13 protein-coding genes are annotated in these 16,358 nt (G+C 41.9%); 11 read left to right on the top strand and 2 right to left on the bottom strand.

The features are described from left to right. The first annotated feature begins 231 nt into the window (after window positions 1-231). Window positions 232-1,221 carry a type I glyceraldehyde-3-phosphate dehydrogenase gene (gene gap, locus R2S57_RS27520; RefSeq protein WP_316848128.1) on the top strand — a complete coding sequence of 330 codons (990 nt, stop codon included), beginning with the start codon at window positions 232-234 and terminating at the stop codon, window positions 1,219-1,221. 494 nt (window positions 1,222-1,715) lie between these two features. Here gap and R2S57_RS27515 read toward each other — a convergent pair whose 3' ends face one another. Next, window positions 1,716-2,102 carry a hypothetical protein gene (locus R2S57_RS27515; RefSeq protein WP_316848127.1) on the bottom strand — a complete coding sequence of 129 codons (387 nt, stop codon included), beginning with the start codon at window positions 2,100-2,102 and terminating at the stop codon, window positions 1,716-1,718. A 241-nt stretch (window positions 2,103-2,343) separates the two neighbouring features. Here R2S57_RS27515 and R2S57_RS27510 point away from each other — a divergent pair, with 241 nt between their 5' ends. The 10 genes from R2S57_RS27510 (at window position 2,344) to R2S57_RS27465 (ending at window position 14,275) form a co-directional block, all read left to right on the top strand. Further along, window positions 2,344-3,546, top strand: coding sequence for a GAF domain-containing sensor histidine kinase (locus tag R2S57_RS27510; RefSeq protein WP_316848126.1), 1,203 nt, complete (start codon window positions 2,344-2,346; stop codon window positions 3,544-3,546). A gap of 121 nt (window positions 3,547-3,667) precedes the next feature. Next, complete coding sequence (locus R2S57_RS27505; protein ID WP_316848125.1) at window positions 3,668-5,056, top strand: sulfatase; 1,389 nt, start codon at window positions 3,668-3,670, stop codon at window positions 5,054-5,056. Between the two features lie 21 nt (window positions 5,057-5,077). Continuing rightward, window positions 5,078-6,508: a sulfatase gene (locus R2S57_RS27500; protein ID WP_316848124.1), complete on the top strand. Its 1,431-nt coding sequence runs from the start codon at window positions 5,078-5,080 to the stop codon at window positions 6,506-6,508. Window positions 6,509-6,538: 30 nt separating this feature from the next. Beyond that, the gene (locus tag R2S57_RS27495) at window positions 6,539-7,951 is read left to right on the top strand and encodes a sulfatase (RefSeq protein ID WP_316848123.1); all 1,413 of its coding nucleotides are present in this window, start codon (window positions 6,539-6,541) and stop codon (window positions 7,949-7,951) included. Between the two features lie 164 nt (window positions 7,952-8,115). Continuing rightward, the gene (locus R2S57_RS27490; RefSeq protein WP_316848122.1) at window positions 8,116-9,441 is read left to right on the top strand and encodes a paraquat-inducible protein A; all 1,326 of its coding nucleotides are present in this window, start codon (window positions 8,116-8,118) and stop codon (window positions 9,439-9,441) included. A gap of 29 nt (window positions 9,442-9,470) precedes the next feature. Continuing rightward, complete coding sequence (locus R2S57_RS27485; RefSeq protein WP_316848121.1) at window positions 9,471-10,808, top strand: paraquat-inducible protein A; 1,338 nt, start codon at window positions 9,471-9,473, stop codon at window positions 10,806-10,808. Between the two features lie 950 nt (window positions 10,809-11,758). Next, window positions 11,759-11,995 carry a hypothetical protein gene (locus R2S57_RS27480; protein ID WP_316848120.1) on the top strand — a complete coding sequence of 79 codons (237 nt, stop codon included), beginning with the start codon at window positions 11,759-11,761 and terminating at the stop codon, window positions 11,993-11,995. 9 nt (window positions 11,996-12,004) lie between these two features. Beyond that, window positions 12,005-12,430: a putative toxin-antitoxin system toxin component, PIN family gene (locus R2S57_RS27475; protein ID WP_316848119.1), complete on the top strand. Its 426-nt coding sequence runs from the start codon at window positions 12,005-12,007 to the stop codon at window positions 12,428-12,430. Between the two features lie 209 nt (window positions 12,431-12,639). Next, window positions 12,640-13,077, top strand: coding sequence for a GNAT family N-acetyltransferase (locus R2S57_RS27470; protein WP_316848118.1), 438 nt, complete (start codon window positions 12,640-12,642; stop codon window positions 13,075-13,077). Window positions 13,078-13,081: 4 nt separating this feature from the next. After that, window positions 13,082-14,275 carry a phosphoglycerate kinase gene (locus R2S57_RS27465; RefSeq protein ID WP_316848117.1) on the top strand — a complete coding sequence of 398 codons (1,194 nt, stop codon included), beginning with the start codon at window positions 13,082-13,084 and terminating at the stop codon, window positions 14,273-14,275. Window positions 14,276-14,352: 77 nt separating this feature from the next. Here R2S57_RS27465 and R2S57_RS27460 read toward each other — a convergent pair whose 3' ends face one another. Beyond that, entirely contained in the window at window positions 14,353-16,245 is a 1,893-nt protein-coding gene (locus R2S57_RS27460; RefSeq protein ID WP_316848116.1) for a mechanosensitive ion channel family protein, read from the bottom strand. Window positions 16,246-16,358: the final 113 nt, after the last annotated feature.

Here is a 16,358-nt window from a genome sequence, read left to right as displayed (position 1 = left end):
GTTATTCAGAAATGTGTCCACACGATAGGATCATTATCGGGATCTGTATCCTGTTCAACAGCCTGGTAACCCTGGGGCTCCTGAAAAAGAAAAGTAGATAGGGCTTATAGCACGTGTAGATTCAAGTCCTGAAAAATTAACTTATCTTTTCATCATCGCTTTCCAATCTTATATATTCATCGCGTTGCTTTAATAAATAAATATTAATTTTGTGCTCTAATTTTTGATATAATGAGGCTGGCAATAAATGGTTTTGGTAGAATAGGAAGAACATTTTTACGTTTAGCATTGGCGCAGGGATTTGAGGTGGTAGCGGTTAACGATCTGGCTGATGCGAAAACAATGGCCCATTTATTTAAGTACGACTCTGTTCATGGTGTTTTCGCCGGAAAAGTTTCCGCTAAACCGGATGCCCTGGTTATTGATGGGTTAACGATCCCTGTTTTTGCTATTAAGGAAGCCAAAGAGTTGCCGTGGTCTGCATTAAGAGTCGATCTGGTGATTGACTGTACTGGCAAAAACCTGACTACCCAGTCTGCACAAAAGCATATTGCCGCTGGGGCAAAACAGGTATTGATTTCTGCGCCGGCAGCCGATGATATCCCTATGGTGGTCTTGGGGGTTAACGATGATCAGATCGATCTGAAAAGCCCGATATTATCCAATGCCAGCTGTACCACTAATAACATCGCCCCAATGATCAAAATCCTCAACGATAACTGGGGTGTGGAAGAAGGTTATATCACCACTATCCATTCGATGACGGGGGATCAGAACCTGCACGATGCAAACCATAAAGACCTGCGAAGGGCAAGGGCAGCCTCCTCATCCATTATCCCGACCACCACGGGGGCAGCAAAGGCCATTACCCATATTTTTCCTGAGCTGGATGGCCGTTTGGGGGGAGCAGGCATTAGGGTTCCGGTTTTAAATGGATCATTAACAGATTTTACCTGTTTGTTGAAGAAAAAAACAAGCATTGAAGAAATCAATGCCGCTTTTAAATATGCTGCTGAAAACGAATTAAAGGATCTGATCGAATATACCGAAGATCCGATTGTTTCAGTCGATATTATTGATAATCCACATTCGTGTATATTCGATTCTCTATTAACCTCCATCGTTGGCGATCTGGTTAAAGTGGTGGGCTGGTACGATAATGAATTTGGTTACAGTAGCCGTCTGATCGATGTAGTGAGGAAAATTGATCAGCTGAATTGAGGTCCATCGCTCATTGGTTAACTGATGCGGTACGCGTGGACCCAAGGCTGCGGACTCCAGACTACGAACCGCTGGAAAGGTTAATTGTTCAAACCGGGTAACTGAAAAACCCGATTTAAAATTGACAACTGGTGACCGGATCACTGGTCAGTTCTAATTGGCTAGGATCAACGGGGGTTCTTTAAACCGATAATCACTCCGAGCATATAGTTCCGGACGCAAGCCTCATCTAACGATTCCTGTTTCGTGTCGCCCTCCTCGCGCGGAGGGATCTTAATGCGCTTACAGTATTCCGGTCTTCAATGATAACGTGCGGCCCAAACTTAGTTTTTAATCAAATTAAAACCGATCTTGTCAGCGATTTTCTTAAAGATCCTGCATTGCACCCCAGATGGCAAAGAATGCGTAAATGGGCTCAAAACTGCGGATTTCAGACTAGCACTATTTAAACCGGCTGACTGACGCCAGACCCTGAGCAGACTTTCCGGTGGGGCCTATTTCTGTGTAGACTTCAAGGCCCAATACACCAATACAGGCTGGAAAAATAAGCGTAAAAATCTTTTCGCATCTGTATTGAGTCCGAAAGCGCTTCTTTTATGGGTATACTGCGAAATATTTCCTGGGAATACCCCAATAAAGAGACCAGCGGCAATTTTACCTATGGTTTGTTGATGTTTTTCAGGTGCGAATATAAGAGCGGTTCCCAATCCGATTTCTACCAGGCCGGAATACACTACGGTATCATCCTTTTTCATAGGCACCCAATCGGGTACCTGTGCCTGAAAAGGCTTACGCGCAAATGTTAAATGACCGATTCCTGCTGTAATTAAGCCTGCACCCAAAAGCACCCTTTCAGCTATTTTTATGTTTTCCTCTTTCACAACTTATCTTTTATAGTAATACTTCTTTATTTTAGCAACACTTAAAAAGCTGAACTGTTTTGTTGTTCTGCCCATGCCGTTTTCATCAATAACCGATTTTGTCGAATTTCGAACAGTTGATCTCCTCAAAAGAAGAGAGCGGATAATTAAACACTAAAGCTATTTCTTTAAAACCTGTAAGAGAGAAGGGATTTTTTTGCGGATTAAAAGATTATCTTTGGGCACCACGTGTTAATTAACAATGCTCGAATTTCCCTATCCCGCAAATGAAAAAGAAAGACTGACATCCCTTGCGGGATATCAACTTATGGATAGTGGTGAGGAAAAAGAATTTGATGAAATTGCAACTATCGCCTCTGCAATATGTGGCATCCCGATTGCGCTCATCACCTTCATCGATGAAAAAAGGCAATGGTTCAAAGCCCATATTGGAACCGATTTTACCGAAAACCTCCGCGAGATTTCTTTCTGTACACATGCCATAGCCGGGGGGGAGGATATCATGATCATTGAAGATGCCACCCTCGATGCGCGTTTTGCCAACAATCCAATGGTTACAGGACCTACTAAACTCGTATATTATGCAGGCGTACCATTAATTAACGAAGATGGATATGCCCTTGGGACAATTTGTGTACTCGATCAAAAAAAACACACTTTATCGCCTGTTCAGATTGCTGGCCTTAAATCTCTCGGGCGGCAAATAGTGGATAAAATCGAGCTTAAACGCAAAGTAGCCAAGCTTGAGGAAGCAAACCAGGAATTGATAAATTCCAATTTGCTTATCCAGAAATTTGCCTCAATGGCAGCGCACGACATCAAAAATCCTTTGGCCAATATTTTGCTCACCTCGCAGCTGCTGAAAAGAGGGATGGATAAAAATGAAGATGAGCGTTCACTAAAATTGATCGAAGTAAATATATCTTCAACTAATGCCTTGCTTTCGCTGGTCGACGAAATGCTCGATTACTCCAGATCGCCATCACAGCTCATTGCGAGGAAACAGAAAATCAAGCTTAAAGTACTTTTCGAAAGGATAAAGGAACTGCTTGCCGCACCCGAAAATTTTGCAATTGAATTCCATTCCGACCTTGAGGAAATCCATTATTCGAGCATAGCAATGGAACAGATCTTATTAAACCTGATCAGCAACGCCATACGTTATAACGATAAAGCAAAGGGCTGGGTGAAGGTGATACTCACTGAGCAAGAAGGCTCTTATCAGCTTAAGGTAGAGGATAACGGGATAGGTATTGCAGAAGAGCACCACCAAAAGATATTTGAGAACAATTTTACCCTTAATATAGCCGACCGCTATAAAAAAAAGGGAACAGGGATTGGTCTCTCGACCGTTAAAGATCTCTTATATGTATTGCAAGGGAGCATTGCACTAAACTCCACTTTGGGAAAGGGCACATCTTTTGTACTCGAATTAAAGAAATAGCCGCAATTATATTATCATTTAATGTTTTAAATAATAATATAAAATCTATAGATTTGGTAGTATAATTTTTGCCTTCTAAATTTTTCGCTCCATTAAATTTTCTGACAGATGATTATTGCATATGAATAGATTCATTACCTATAACGCCATATTAACCATTAGCCTTTTAACAATAGTTTTCCCAGGCTACAGCCAGAAAAAACAGTCAAAAAAGCAACCGCCCAACATTATTGTCATCCTCACCGACGATATGGGCTTTAGTGATGTGGGGACTTTTGGGGGTAAATTTGTACCTACCCCCAATATCGACCGCATTGCCAAAAACGGATTAAAACTCACCCAATATTATAGTGCAGCACCAATATGTTCGCCTTCGAGAGTGGGCATGCTTACCGGCATGTATCCGGGTAGGTGGAACTTTAGTACCTATCTCGATAACAAAAAACACAACAGGGAAGCTGAGCAGGCCGACTTTCTTGATCCAGCGGCACCGACAATTGCAAAATTCTTTAAAAATGCAGGTTATGCAACCGGGCATTTTGGAAAATGGCACATGGGCGGTGGCCGTGATGTGAAAAACGCACCCGGATTTGAGCGGTATGGCATCGATGCACATGCCAGTACCTACGAAAGTCCCAATCCTGATCCGGCCCTGACCGCAACAGATTGGATCTGGTCGGATAAAGACAGCATTAAACGCTGGGACCGCACCAAATATTTTGTGGATAAAACCTTAGATTTCCTTTCAAAACATCAAGATCAGCCCTGTTTTATCAATTTATGGCCGGATGATGTGCATACCCCCTGGGTACCGCGGAAAGAGACCGAGTACACAGGCCAGTTTCCGATGAACCCACAGGAAGAGGCTGCTTTTAAACTGGTTTTGAAAGAATATGATCTTCAGATCGGCAGGCTTTTAGATGGCTTGAAACGATCAGGTGCAGATAAAAACACCATCGTGATCTTTACCAGTGATAACGGTCCGTTGCCCAGTTTCCGCGGAAGCAGGGCAGAAGGATTGAGGGGGTCAAAACTTTCCCTTTACGAAGGCGGTACCCGGATGCCTTTTGTGATCAGTTGGCCAGGTCACATCAGTGCCGGTAAAACAGACGAAAATTCAGTTGTAAACGCAACAGATCTTTTGCCTTCGCTGGCTAAAATGGCCGGGATCGCATTACCTGCCGCTTATAAAGGTGACGGTATAGACAGAAGTCAGGTTTTTGCCGGGAAACCTTCGGCAAGGGGAAAAGCGATGTTCTGGGAATATGGCCGTAATGATATAGCTTTTAAATACCCAAGGCCTGTTGATAAAAGCCCCAGTCTGGCTGTCCGCTCAGGTGAATGGAAACTGCTGATGAACAGCAATGGTACCGATATTCAATTGTACAATATTCTTAAAGACAGAAAAGAAAGTACTAACCTGGCAGAAAAAGAGCCTAAGATCACCACTGAGTTAAAAGATAAATTATTGGCCTGGTGGGAATCCCTTCCGAAACTTACATCCAAATAGTCAGCCGAAAAGAAATTGATCATGATAAAACTTAAATCTGTCTTAATCACCCTGATTTTAACCACTGCGGTTTTAATCTCCATTTTTTCCTTTAAACCTTCAGCGAAATCCAAAGCAAACATGGCATCTTCACGGCCAAATATCGTGATTATAATGGCTGATGACCTCGACAGCAGGCAGCTCAGCTGTTACGGAGGCAAGAACTTACATACCAAAAACATCGATTCGCTGGCAACAGAAGGAATGAAATTCGACCAGATGATCTGTTCGGAGGCCATGTGTGTACCTACCCGGGCATCGCTTTTTACGGGCCTTTATCCCATGCACCATGGTTCGTTCCAAAACCATAAACCTGTTTATAACACAGGTTTGAAAAGCATCTGCCAATACCTTGGCGATCAAAAATATACTGTTGCCCTCACCGGAAAAGACCATAGTACCAAACCGGTATCTGTTTTCCCCTTTCAGATTATTAAAGGATTCGAGCCAAACTGTGTGGCCAAAACCGATGATTATGAACTGGACGACATCAGGAATTTTATAACAAAAAAGAATGCCGATCCCTTTTGTCTGTTTATCATGAGCATCAATCCACATGCCCCCTGGACAACGGGCGATCCCGGTGAATTCGATCCTGCAAAGGTGATCCTTCCGCCACATATGGTCGATACCAGAGATGTACGGGAACTGTACTGTAAATATCTGGCTGAGGTTAGGCGCCTGGATAACCAGGTCGGCGATATCCGCAGATTACTGAAAGAAACAGGGCAGGAAGAGAATACGGTCTTTATTTTCCTGGGCGAACAAGGGCCACAATTCCCAGGTGGCAAATGGACCTTATGGGACAATGGGCAAAAAAGCTCGATGATCGTAAGGTGGCCGGGTAAAGTCAGGCCAGGCTCGATAACAGATGCTTTGGTACAGTATGAGGATGTTACCCCTACACTGATAGATATCGCCGGAGGAAAACCTGTTAAGGGATTAGATGGGCAGAGTTTTTTAGACGTACTGGCTGATCAAAACAAAACGCACAGAACAGCGGCCTTCGGTATCCACGATAACATTCCCGAAGGAACACCATATCCGATCCGCTCTATCCGCGATACCCAATATAAACTGCTGATGAACTTGGCGCCCAATGCGCCATACTACATCAAATACATGATGAACCCAGCGAATAAGAACAGTTACTGGAATACATGGGTGGAAAAGGCAAAAACATCCGAAGAAACAAAAAAACTGGTCGACAGGATTACTACAAGGCCTGCATTGGAATTTTACGATATCCAAAAGGATCCTTACGAGCTGAATAATCTTGCGGCCGATAAAAGTTATAGCAAACTGGTTAAAAAGTATGAAGTCAAGTTGAAAGAATGGATGAGGCAGCAAGGAGATGAAGGAGCTGCCGGCGATCGCATTTACCAGAAAGAAAATAAAATGGACGGTCAATAGTCATATTAAATTTTTATCACCTTAACGATAATGGAACACATCACCAAGGCAAAGATTGTATTCATGGGACTGGCTTTAACGGGCCTTGTTTCTTTTAAAATATCCAGGAACGACAATGAGCAGTTTTCTAAAGTAGCCGAACGGCCCAACATTATTTTTATCCTTACCGACGATCAGCGTTTTGATGCCTTGGGAGCAATGGGAAACCAGATCATCAGGACCCCGCATATGGATAAACTGGCGAATGCAGGGATACTTTTTAAAAATGCCTTTGTAACCACCTCCATCTGTTGCGTAAGCAGGGCTAGTGTATTAACCGGGCAATACCAATCGCGGCACAATATTGGCGACTTCAGTACCGATCTTTCTTCCGCGGCCCTTGCAAATACCTATCCATCTTTATTGAAGGATGCCGGATATAAACTGGGTTTTATCGGAAAGTTCGGTGTGGGTAAACATCCGCCTCACAGCTTATATGACTTTTGGGTGGATACAGAGGCGGGGGAGAAATCGCAGCCTGATTATGTAACCATTGGTAAAAACGGAAAGGAAATCCATGATACCGATACCATTGGTCATGCCATTGGCGATTTTTTAAATCAGTTTGGCAATAAAGATCCGTTTTGTCTTTCGGTAAGTTTTAAAGCCCCGCACGAGCAGGATGGAGATCCGCCTAAGTACATCATCCAGTCCCGGTATAAAGATTATTATAAAAAGGTAAGCATTCCATACCCACTAACGGCCGATCCAAAATACTGGAACCAATTACCCGATTTCCTGAGAACAGATGGGAATTTTGGAAGATCAAGATGGAAGGGCCTGTTTGGTACGCCAGAACTTTATCAGGAAAACGTTAAAAACTATTACCGGTTAATTACAGGTGTAGATGATGTGGTCGGTGATATGGTTAAAAAACTCGCTCAGCTAAACCTGACCAAAAAGACCATTATTATTTTTATGGGTGATAACGGAATGTTCCTCGGCGAGCACGGCATGGAGGGTAAATGGTACGGTTATGAAGAATCTATACGCGTGCCCATGTTTATCTATGATCCCAATCTGCCACACCAAACGGCCTCACAGATGGTACTGAACATCGATATTGCACCAACCATCCTATCAATGGCACATGTAGCCATTCCAAAAGGCATGCAGGGTGTGGATCTGATCAAGCTGATCAAAAAGCAGATTCCCGAAAGAGAAGATTTTGTATATCAGCATTATTTTTTAGGCAGCCCGCATATCCCAAAAGAAGAGGGGCTTGTAACCAAAAGGTTTAAATACATGAATTTCATCGAGCACAATTATGAAGAACTCTATGACCTGAAAAATGATCCCCATGAAACATTGAACCTGGCAAAAGATCCAAAATACAATACCGTGATTAAAGGCCTGAGAACGAAATTCACACAGCGCAAAGCCGAGATTGCTAAACCGGATTAACCATAAGCCTGGCAATAACAATATTTTTATCCGCTTTAAAAACCTTTTTATGTTTTGTTGGTTTTATCTCCCAATGGCCAGATATTACGATTGGTAAATCCTTCAGATGGTTTTTCCAGGTCTTGGCAAAGAAGAAGAAACTATAACGGTGTAAACTGATCGGCTTGGAAACACAAACAACTCATAAAACGGAGAGAAAATCTTTTCTTCCAAAATTGCTGCTTATCCTGATACTGGCCGCGCTGCTCGGTACAGAGGGTTATTTCGGCTTTAGGCTGCACGAACTATCCGATCAGCAGGAACAGATCAAGGAAGATTATTCCGATATCAACAATATCACTTATGGACTGTTTTCAGTGCAGAAGTGGAAAGATAATGTATCCAGGATTGTGCATCATCAGGTAGGAAACCTGAAGATGACCAAAAAACAGAAAAAGGTTTTGCAAACCGAGGTGCAACAGGTACTGCTTGCCCTTATCGATAAAGCAGAGGCTTTGGTGAACAAACCCAAGAAAACAATAAGTGGAAAGATCCAGAAATTCGCGATCCGCAATTTTGTCAACTCCGATAGTATCCGGGCGCAGGTACCGGGTTTTGCCAGAAAGATCATCGCCGAGGTAGACAATCCGAAGAACAAAAAACAGTTGAGCAAAATGGCCATGGGCGAGTTTAATCAACTGGCCGATGAAGAAAAGCTCGACAGTGCATTTGTGGCAAATGGTGCTTCCGTTAAGGCGATGTACCACAAATACAAGGTGTCCTCCACTGCAGTACTTAATAAAAAATTGGTTCAATCCCTTGCCGATATCCGGACCAAAACCTACGGATATTCTTTTGGTATGCTTGCCTGTGTAATGGTGGTACTTGGCTTTTGGTGGGGGCTCCGCAAACGTAGAGATCTTCATGTTACGCTTTTCGTAATGTCGCTGCTCTTTGCCTTCATACTCTTGTTTGTAGGCCTAACAGCCTCCATGATCGAGGTTGATGCGAGGATCCGTTCGCTCGATTTTGTTTTGCTTGGCGAGCATGTCGTTTTCAAAGATCAGGTGCTATTTTTTCAAAGCAAGAGTATTATGGATGTAGTGCGGGTACTTATCGGCCAGCCAGGAATTGATTCCATTCTGGTAGGCGTGTTGATATTGGTTTTTAGCATTCTTTTTCCGGTGGTTAAACTGAGTTCAACAGGGGTGCACCTTTTAGGCAATCAACGTTTGGCTGAAAACAAGATTATTAAATATTTTGCTTTCCAGTCAGGAAAATGGAGTATGGCCGATGTGATTGTGATTGCCATCCTGATGGCCTATATCGGACTCAATGGACTGCTCGAAGGGCAACTCCAGGCACTCAATATCAAGAACGATTCGCTTACCATCTTAACCACCAATAATACGGCCCTTCAGCCGGGATACATCATATTCATCAGTTTTGTACTTTATGGCCTCATTCTCTCTACGATATTGAAGTTCATTACCCCACATGATGCCCACTAGCCCCTTTATTACAGCTGATTGATTATATTATGGCAACTACAACAGATACCCCAAAAAATATCCCTTCAAAAAAGAACTGGTTGGCGCCTCTTGCACTGATTGTAGGCTTGAGCATCCTCTTGATTGGTGAAGCCTATTTCGGCTACCGATTCCATCAGCTTTCATACGAACAGAAACGCATAAAGGAAGATTATAGCTTATCGAACAATATCACTTTTGGGATATTTTCGGTTGATCGATGGGGCGAAAAAATTTCGGCAGTAGTCGATAAGCGGGTAAAGGGCTTTAATTTAACCGCAGAGCAGAAAAGGGATATGCGCAAAGAGGTGGAAAAAGAGCTGCATGGGTTGGTAAACAAAGCGGTATCGGAGGTGACCAAACCTCAGAAAACGCTTGGAGGTAAACTGAAGAAGCTGGCTTTTAAAAGTTTTGTGGATGTGGATGAACTCCATGCCCAGGTGCCTTCATTTGCCAAAACGATTGTGACTAAGATTACCAGTCCAAGAAGCCTGAAAAGGCTTAAGGGGGTTGCAACGAGTAAGCTGGATGAGCTGGAAAATCAGACCTACGACAGTACCGATACCACCATTACTACTGTAGAACAGAATATTTACCACAAGTACCATGTTGCTAACGCATCTGCCTACGACCGCTTGGTAAACTCAAGGCTGGCACAGATCAAAAAAGAGACCTTTCAATGTGGCTTAGGGATGCTCAGCTGTGTGGCTATTGCATTAATGTTATGGCTTTTTTTAAGAAAATCGGTACAATTACATGTGCCACTTTTTATCATGTCGCTGTTGTTTGCCGTGATTTTGCTTACTGTGGGCGTTACTTCGCCGATTATTGAGGTTGATGCGCGTATCCAGTCGCTCGAATTTGGCCTTTTGGGCGATAAAATTGCTTTCACTAACCAGGTACTCTTCTTTCAGAGCAAAAGCATACTCGGCATTATCGGAACCCTGATCGAACAGCCGAAACCTGATGCCGTGCTGGTAGGGGCGTTGCTGCTTGTTTTTGTGGTAATATTGCCGTTATTGCGCATTATCGCCAGAGGAGTCCATGTATCCTGCGGGCATCTTTTTGGCAGCCGAAAAGTATTACGTTTCCTCGCTTTCGATCTGGGTAAATGGGATATGGCTGATGTAATGGTGGTGGGTATCGCCATGACTTATATTGGTTTAAACGGCATATTGAAAAGCCAGCTTTCGGGACTAAACGTGCAGAGCGGAACACTGAAAACCGTAACGGCCAATAATTCGGCGCTTCAGCTTGGATTTTTTGTGTTCGTTGCCTATGTGGCTTATGCAATGGTGCTTTCGTTTATCCTCAAACGGATTGATGAGCGAAATGGTCCCTGCGATTAAATAGCAAAAGGAAATTTTTAAATCAGTCTTAAAATTTTTTGTAACGCACTGTCTGTACCGCTATTCGGGTTTGTTCCTGTGCTATGCTGTATCCTTCCGCTGCGCTTCTGGGATGCCGCTTCACCCAGGGCTAGGAACTTCCTTTCTGCAAGAAAATACAAAATGCCTATTAATTTTTTGGCAAGAATTCATTTGGGTTTCGTTGCACCGTCTTCTGTTCCCTAAACCTTATTGTAGCGGTTATTCTTTTTGTTGCAGTTCCAATCATTTTGCAATTACCGTCACAAAAAGATAGGAGCGGAACAAGGACTGGCTTAACCGAAAAGCCATGGAACCTGCTTTACATAGACAAAACAAAATCTATTCATTTAGACCTTATCAAATCTTTTTATAGCGCACTGTCTGTACAGCTATTCGGGTTTGTTCCTGTGCTACGCTGTATCCCTCCGCTGCGCTTCAGGGATGCCGCTGCGCCGAGGGCTAAGTACTTCCTTTCTACAAGAAAACCGATGCAAAGTGGCCGGTCAATGTTCTACTGCAGTATCCTATGTTCCTAAACCTTATTGCAGCGGTTATCCTTTTTGTTGCAGTTCCGATCATTTTGCAATTACCATCACAAAAAGATTGGAGTGGAAAGAAGGACTGCCTTAAGCGAAAAGCTATGGAACCTGCTTTACATAGACAAAACAAAATCTATTCATTTAGATCTTATCAAATATTTTTGGAGCGCACTGTTTGCACCGCTATTCGGGTTTGTTCCTGTGCTACGCTGTATCTCTCCGCTGTGCTTCAAGGGATGCCGCTACGCCCAGGGCATAGTACTTTTTTTCTGCAAGGAAAGCGATGCAAAAGCGTCTGCCTGTGCGCTTGTCGTGGATGCTATTTAGGATCCTAGCAAGGCGTTTAGTAATGCATAATGAGTTTTGAGGAAATGTAAAAAATAGGTATATTTGAATACGGCAGTGAATTTAGATATCGGTATTCATTTAAATGAACAACAGGTTTTGATGTTGCGATTACTTAAAACACCTCTCCCTGACAAAGATTTTCAGGAGATGCGTAAACTTGCGGTAAAATTGCTTTCAAAAAAACTGGATGAAGTAATTGAAACGTGGGAAGAAAAAACAAATGTCAAATCTGAAGATTATGAAAAATTAAGCAAGGGGCATTTTCGCGCCAAACTATAATTTCACATAATGAAGATTGTTCTAGATTCTAATGTTCTTATTTCTTCTATAGGTAAACGCAGTATGTTAAGGCCAATTTGGGATTCATTCATTGAGGGATATTATCAAATCGTTGTTTCTGAAGACATACTTAAAGAGTATCAAGAGATAATGCAAGAACACTCGGCACCTGGTGCTGCAGAGATTGTAATAGAGATTTTTATCGAATCACCAGATGTTGTTACCCAAAAGGTTTATTACAATTGGAATGCAATCTCAATCGATCAAGATGATAATAATTTTTTTGACATCGCAGGTGCCGCAGATGTAAATTATTTAGTCACAAACGATCATCATTTTGATATTGCCAAAAAACTCAACTTCCCTAAAGTAAATATTATAACAGCAGAGGCTTTTGTTAAGATTCTTACAATTGATAATGCTAAGAAAATCTAATAGAAGTAACGTTTAAACTGAACTTGAAATTTTCAAACAATTATTAACTAGTTATCGATCTCTAGATTCCTTAGCTCAGATCTAAATTGTTAAAAACTCTATCCGATATTATTATCGTGTTTCAATTGCTTTATTAACTTTGCAAACGTTTATGGTGCATCCTATAGCAATGTCTTAGAGAATTGAGATCAGCTAACGATACTAAAAATATGGTCAAATTTATTCTTCCAGAAGAAGTACTCCCTTTAAGAAGCCTGGTTTTACGCAATAGCAAACCATTTGAAGCATGTGTTTTTGAAGGCGATACAGCCTACGATACCTTTCATCTTGGATTTTTAATGGATGGAGAAATAAAATCTATAGCCACCTTTATGCGTAACGATTTTTTTCCGGAAGAAGGAGAGGGCTATCAGCTTAGGGGAATGGCCACCCATCCAGATGCAGGCGGAAAAGGTTATGGCGCTGCATTGGTCACTTTTGCCATCGAATACCTAAAAGAATACAATACCGATTATTTATGGTGCAATGCCCGTTCAACTGCCGCTGCCTTTTATAAAAAGATCGGTTTTACCACCGAATCACCAGAATTTGATATCCCCGGAATAGGGTTCCATTACGAAATGAAATTAAACTTAAATCAAAAATAACAACATGAATACTATTGACCAGTTTGACTTTAAAGATAAAAAAGCATTAATCAGGGTAGATTTTAATGTGCCTTTAAATGATGAATTTAAAATTACCGACGATAAAAGAATCAGAGCAGCGTTACCAACCATTTCTAAAATCTTAAAAGATGGTGGTGCAGTGATTTTAATGTCGCACTTAGGCCGTCCGAAAGATGGACCAACAGATAAATATTCTTTAAAACACATCTTATCTGATCTATCTACCCTTGTTGGTGTTGAAGTTAAATTTGCCGACGATTGTATTGGTGAAAGTGCAGTAAAACAGGCCGCAGATTTAAAATCAGGCGAGGTTTTATTGTTAGAAAACCTTCGTTTTTACAAAGAAGAAGAAAAAGGCGATGTTGCCTTTGCTGAGAAATTATCGAAATTAGGCGATGTGTATGTAAACGATGCTTTTGGTACCGCACACCGTGCACATGCTTCTACGTCGATTATTGCCCAGTTTTTCCCTAATGCCAAATATTTCGGTTACTTAATGGCTTCGGAAGTAGAGAATGCAGAGAAAATATTAAACCATGCAGAAAGACCTTTCACCGCAATTATGGGTGGCGCTAAAGTATCTGATAAAATTCTTTTGATCGAGAAATTGTTGGATAAAGTAGATAACCTGATCATCGGTGGTGGTATGGCTTATACTTTCGCTAAAGCACAAGGCGGCGAAATCGGTAATTCGTTATTAGAAGCTGATAAACAAGCGCTTTCTTTAGAGCTGATCGAAAAAGCAAAAGCAAAGGGTGTAAACCTGATTTTACCTGTGGATACCGTAATTGCAGATAAATTTGCAAACGATGCGGATAAAAAAGATGTGGCTTCTGGTCAGATTCCTGCTGATTGGATGGGCTTAGATATTGGTCCAAAATCAGTAACATTATTCCAGGAGGTGATTAAAAACTCTAAAACTTTATTGTGGAATGGCCCGATGGGTGTTTTCGAAATGGAAAGTTTCCAGGTAGGGACCAAAGCAGTTGCAGAAGCAGTTGTGGCCGCTACTAAAGATAACGGTGCATTTTCATTAATTGGTGGTGGCGATTCTGCTGCGGCAATTGCAAAATTCGGTATGGAAGATGAAGTAAGCTACGTTTCTACAGGCGGTGGTGCTTTATTGGAATATATGGAAGGTAAAGAATTACCAGGGGTTAAAGCCATTAATGGATAAAAGATAAATTTTTAATATAAAGAAGGCCTCGCAGATTAATTTTGCAAGGCCTTTTTTATGTAGATCACGTTGTCTATTTACTTTGATCCCGAACTGTTCTTAGGTGATTTTTGTTCCTTGTTCTCCGTGCGGAATGGCGGAGCCTGATAGTCGCTTGGGAGATAATCCTGCGGAATGGTTGTGGCATTACCATCTCGAAGTGCCTTATAATGTGGCGACATAATCTCGACCCCTGCCTGGTTAAACTGATCCTGGATATTGCTATGTAAACCCGAATAGATAACGGCCTGTTTGTTGGGCGATTTAGTAAAAGCATTTAAGCGGTAACTTACATAATAATCGTCGAGGCTGGTTTGTAACACATAGGGCTTTGGTCCGGCCTCAATAAGTGGAGTAGCAAGGGCCGCATCGATAAGCAGTTGGTGTACCTGTCGCCAAGGAACATCATAACCAATGGTTACCATAGTATTCAGAATAAGCCCCTTATCAGCCGCCTCAATACTGAAATTGACGGTATGGTTATTCATCACGGTAGAATTGGGGATCGAAACAATTTCATTTTGAATGGTGCGCACACGGGTTACCAATAATGTCTTTTCGGTAATATCACCGGTAACTTCACCTATTTTTACCCGGTCGCCAATTTTGAATGCACGCATGTAGGTAAGTACAAGCCCTGCAACCACATTGCCTAGGGCACCAGCCGATCCAAAAGTAAACAGCACGCCCATAAATACCGATACCCCTTTAAAAACACCAGAGTCTGAACCCGGCAAATAAGGAAAAATGACGATAAGCATAAAAGCTAAAATCAATACCCTGATAATTTGATAGGTAGGGTTTGCCCAGTCTTTGTAGAAACCTGGGATAGTAAGTTTTCCACGTTCGATTTCTACTTTGATAAAGTGAACAAAACGGATCACATAACGGAAAACGACCAACAATACCAGTATGGTCATCAGATCGGGGATATAATTCCATACTGAAATTCCGATTTTCTTTAACGGGCTAAGAATATAACCCAATAGATTAACGGAGAGATCCCTCGTAAAGGGAAAAATGCCAAATAATACAGGGAAAGCAAGATAGATCACAATCAGGATAACCGCAAAACGCATAATTTTTAATACCAGCGTGATAGCATGTTGTTGATGTGCGGCATCCAGGAGTTCGTAATTTTTAATTTTGATCCCTTTTCCCGAAAAGCCTTCTACGGAGAGAATTTTTTTTGATATCTTTTTAAAGAGTTTGTTAATGAGGTAGATTAGGATAATTACCACAGCAATAACCAATATAGTCAATAAGATTTCTTCCAGAATAACCCGCCAGCTGTTGTCTTTTCTGTATTGCAGAACTGTTGCTGATATTCTTTTTCTGATTTCTTCGGTATAATCAGCACGGTTTTTTCGTGTCCATAGAGCATCCTGGTCAGTAATGGATAATAACAGATTGCTGCCATAAAGTAAATCGGTAGATTGTTCGGCAGAACTGAGCCTGAGCGAATCCATTGAATATTCCGGGGCATCGCCAATGCGCCCCAACCTTTCCACAACGGCGCGTGCACGATCAGTGGCACTAAAACTCCCCAGCTTGGCATAGATATAATAAAGGGTATCTGAATGAAAAACCACAGGAACACCTTTGATGATGGCACGAAGTGAATCAATTTGGTGTTGCTGGCGCGAAAGGTGCATCGAATCTCTTTTTTTAAGTAAAGAAAGCTCTGATAACAATGCTGCCCGCTCAGATTGGTCTGAAACACCCAAAGTACTTACCCGTCTTTCAAGTTCGGATCTTTTAAGCGAGTCGGAAAGCCGTTCTGCGGACAACTGACTAACTTTGTCCAGATCATTATCAAGCCTTTTAATAGCTGTGCTATCGGGCTTTTTACCGGTAGTATCCTGCTTGGCAAAACAGCTAAAAGTTGAAATACAAAAAACGAGGCAGAGGGATGTAAAAAATCTGATCATATCTATTGACTTTACCTAAAGTAATAAAATTAGCCCATACTCAGATAAACCATGTTGCTTGATTCCTTCTTTCTAATAGGCGATGATGCTTCTTAATTTAAGAAATAGGTATT

The sequence above is a fragment of the Pedobacter psychrodurus genome, from assembly GCF_032678585.1.
Classification (GTDB): domain Bacteria; phylum Bacteroidota; class Bacteroidia; order Sphingobacteriales; family Sphingobacteriaceae; genus Pedobacter; species Pedobacter psychrodurus_A.
This window is presented reverse-complemented; position numbering and strand designations above follow the sequence as displayed.

Coding starts and splice junctions, on each gene's coding strand:
- gap (WP_316848128.1), top strand. CDS start 232: ATGAGGCTGGCAATAAATGGTTTTGGTAGAATAGGAAGAACATTTTTA.
- R2S57_RS27485 (WP_316848121.1), top strand. CDS start 9,471: ATGGCAACTACAACAGATACCCCAAAAAATATCCCTTCAAAAAAGAAC.
- R2S57_RS27460 (WP_316848116.1), bottom strand. CDS start 16,245: ATGATCAGATTTTTTACATCCCTCTGCCTCGTTTTTTGTATTTCAACT.
- R2S57_RS27505 (WP_316848125.1), top strand. CDS start 3,668: ATGAATAGATTCATTACCTATAACGCCATATTAACCATTAGCCTTTTA.
- R2S57_RS27475 (WP_316848119.1), top strand. CDS start 12,005: ATGAAGATTGTTCTAGATTCTAATGTTCTTATTTCTTCTATAGGTAAA.
- R2S57_RS27495 (WP_316848123.1), top strand. CDS start 6,539: ATGGAACACATCACCAAGGCAAAGATTGTATTCATGGGACTGGCTTTA.
- R2S57_RS27470 (WP_316848118.1), top strand. CDS start 12,640: ATGGTCAAATTTATTCTTCCAGAAGAAGTACTCCCTTTAAGAAGCCTG.
- R2S57_RS27510 (WP_316848126.1), top strand. CDS start 2,344: ATGCTCGAATTTCCCTATCCCGCAAATGAAAAAGAAAGACTGACATCC.
- R2S57_RS27500 (WP_316848124.1), top strand. CDS start 5,078: ATGATAAAACTTAAATCTGTCTTAATCACCCTGATTTTAACCACTGCG.
- R2S57_RS27465 (WP_316848117.1), top strand. CDS start 13,082: ATGAATACTATTGACCAGTTTGACTTTAAAGATAAAAAAGCATTAATC.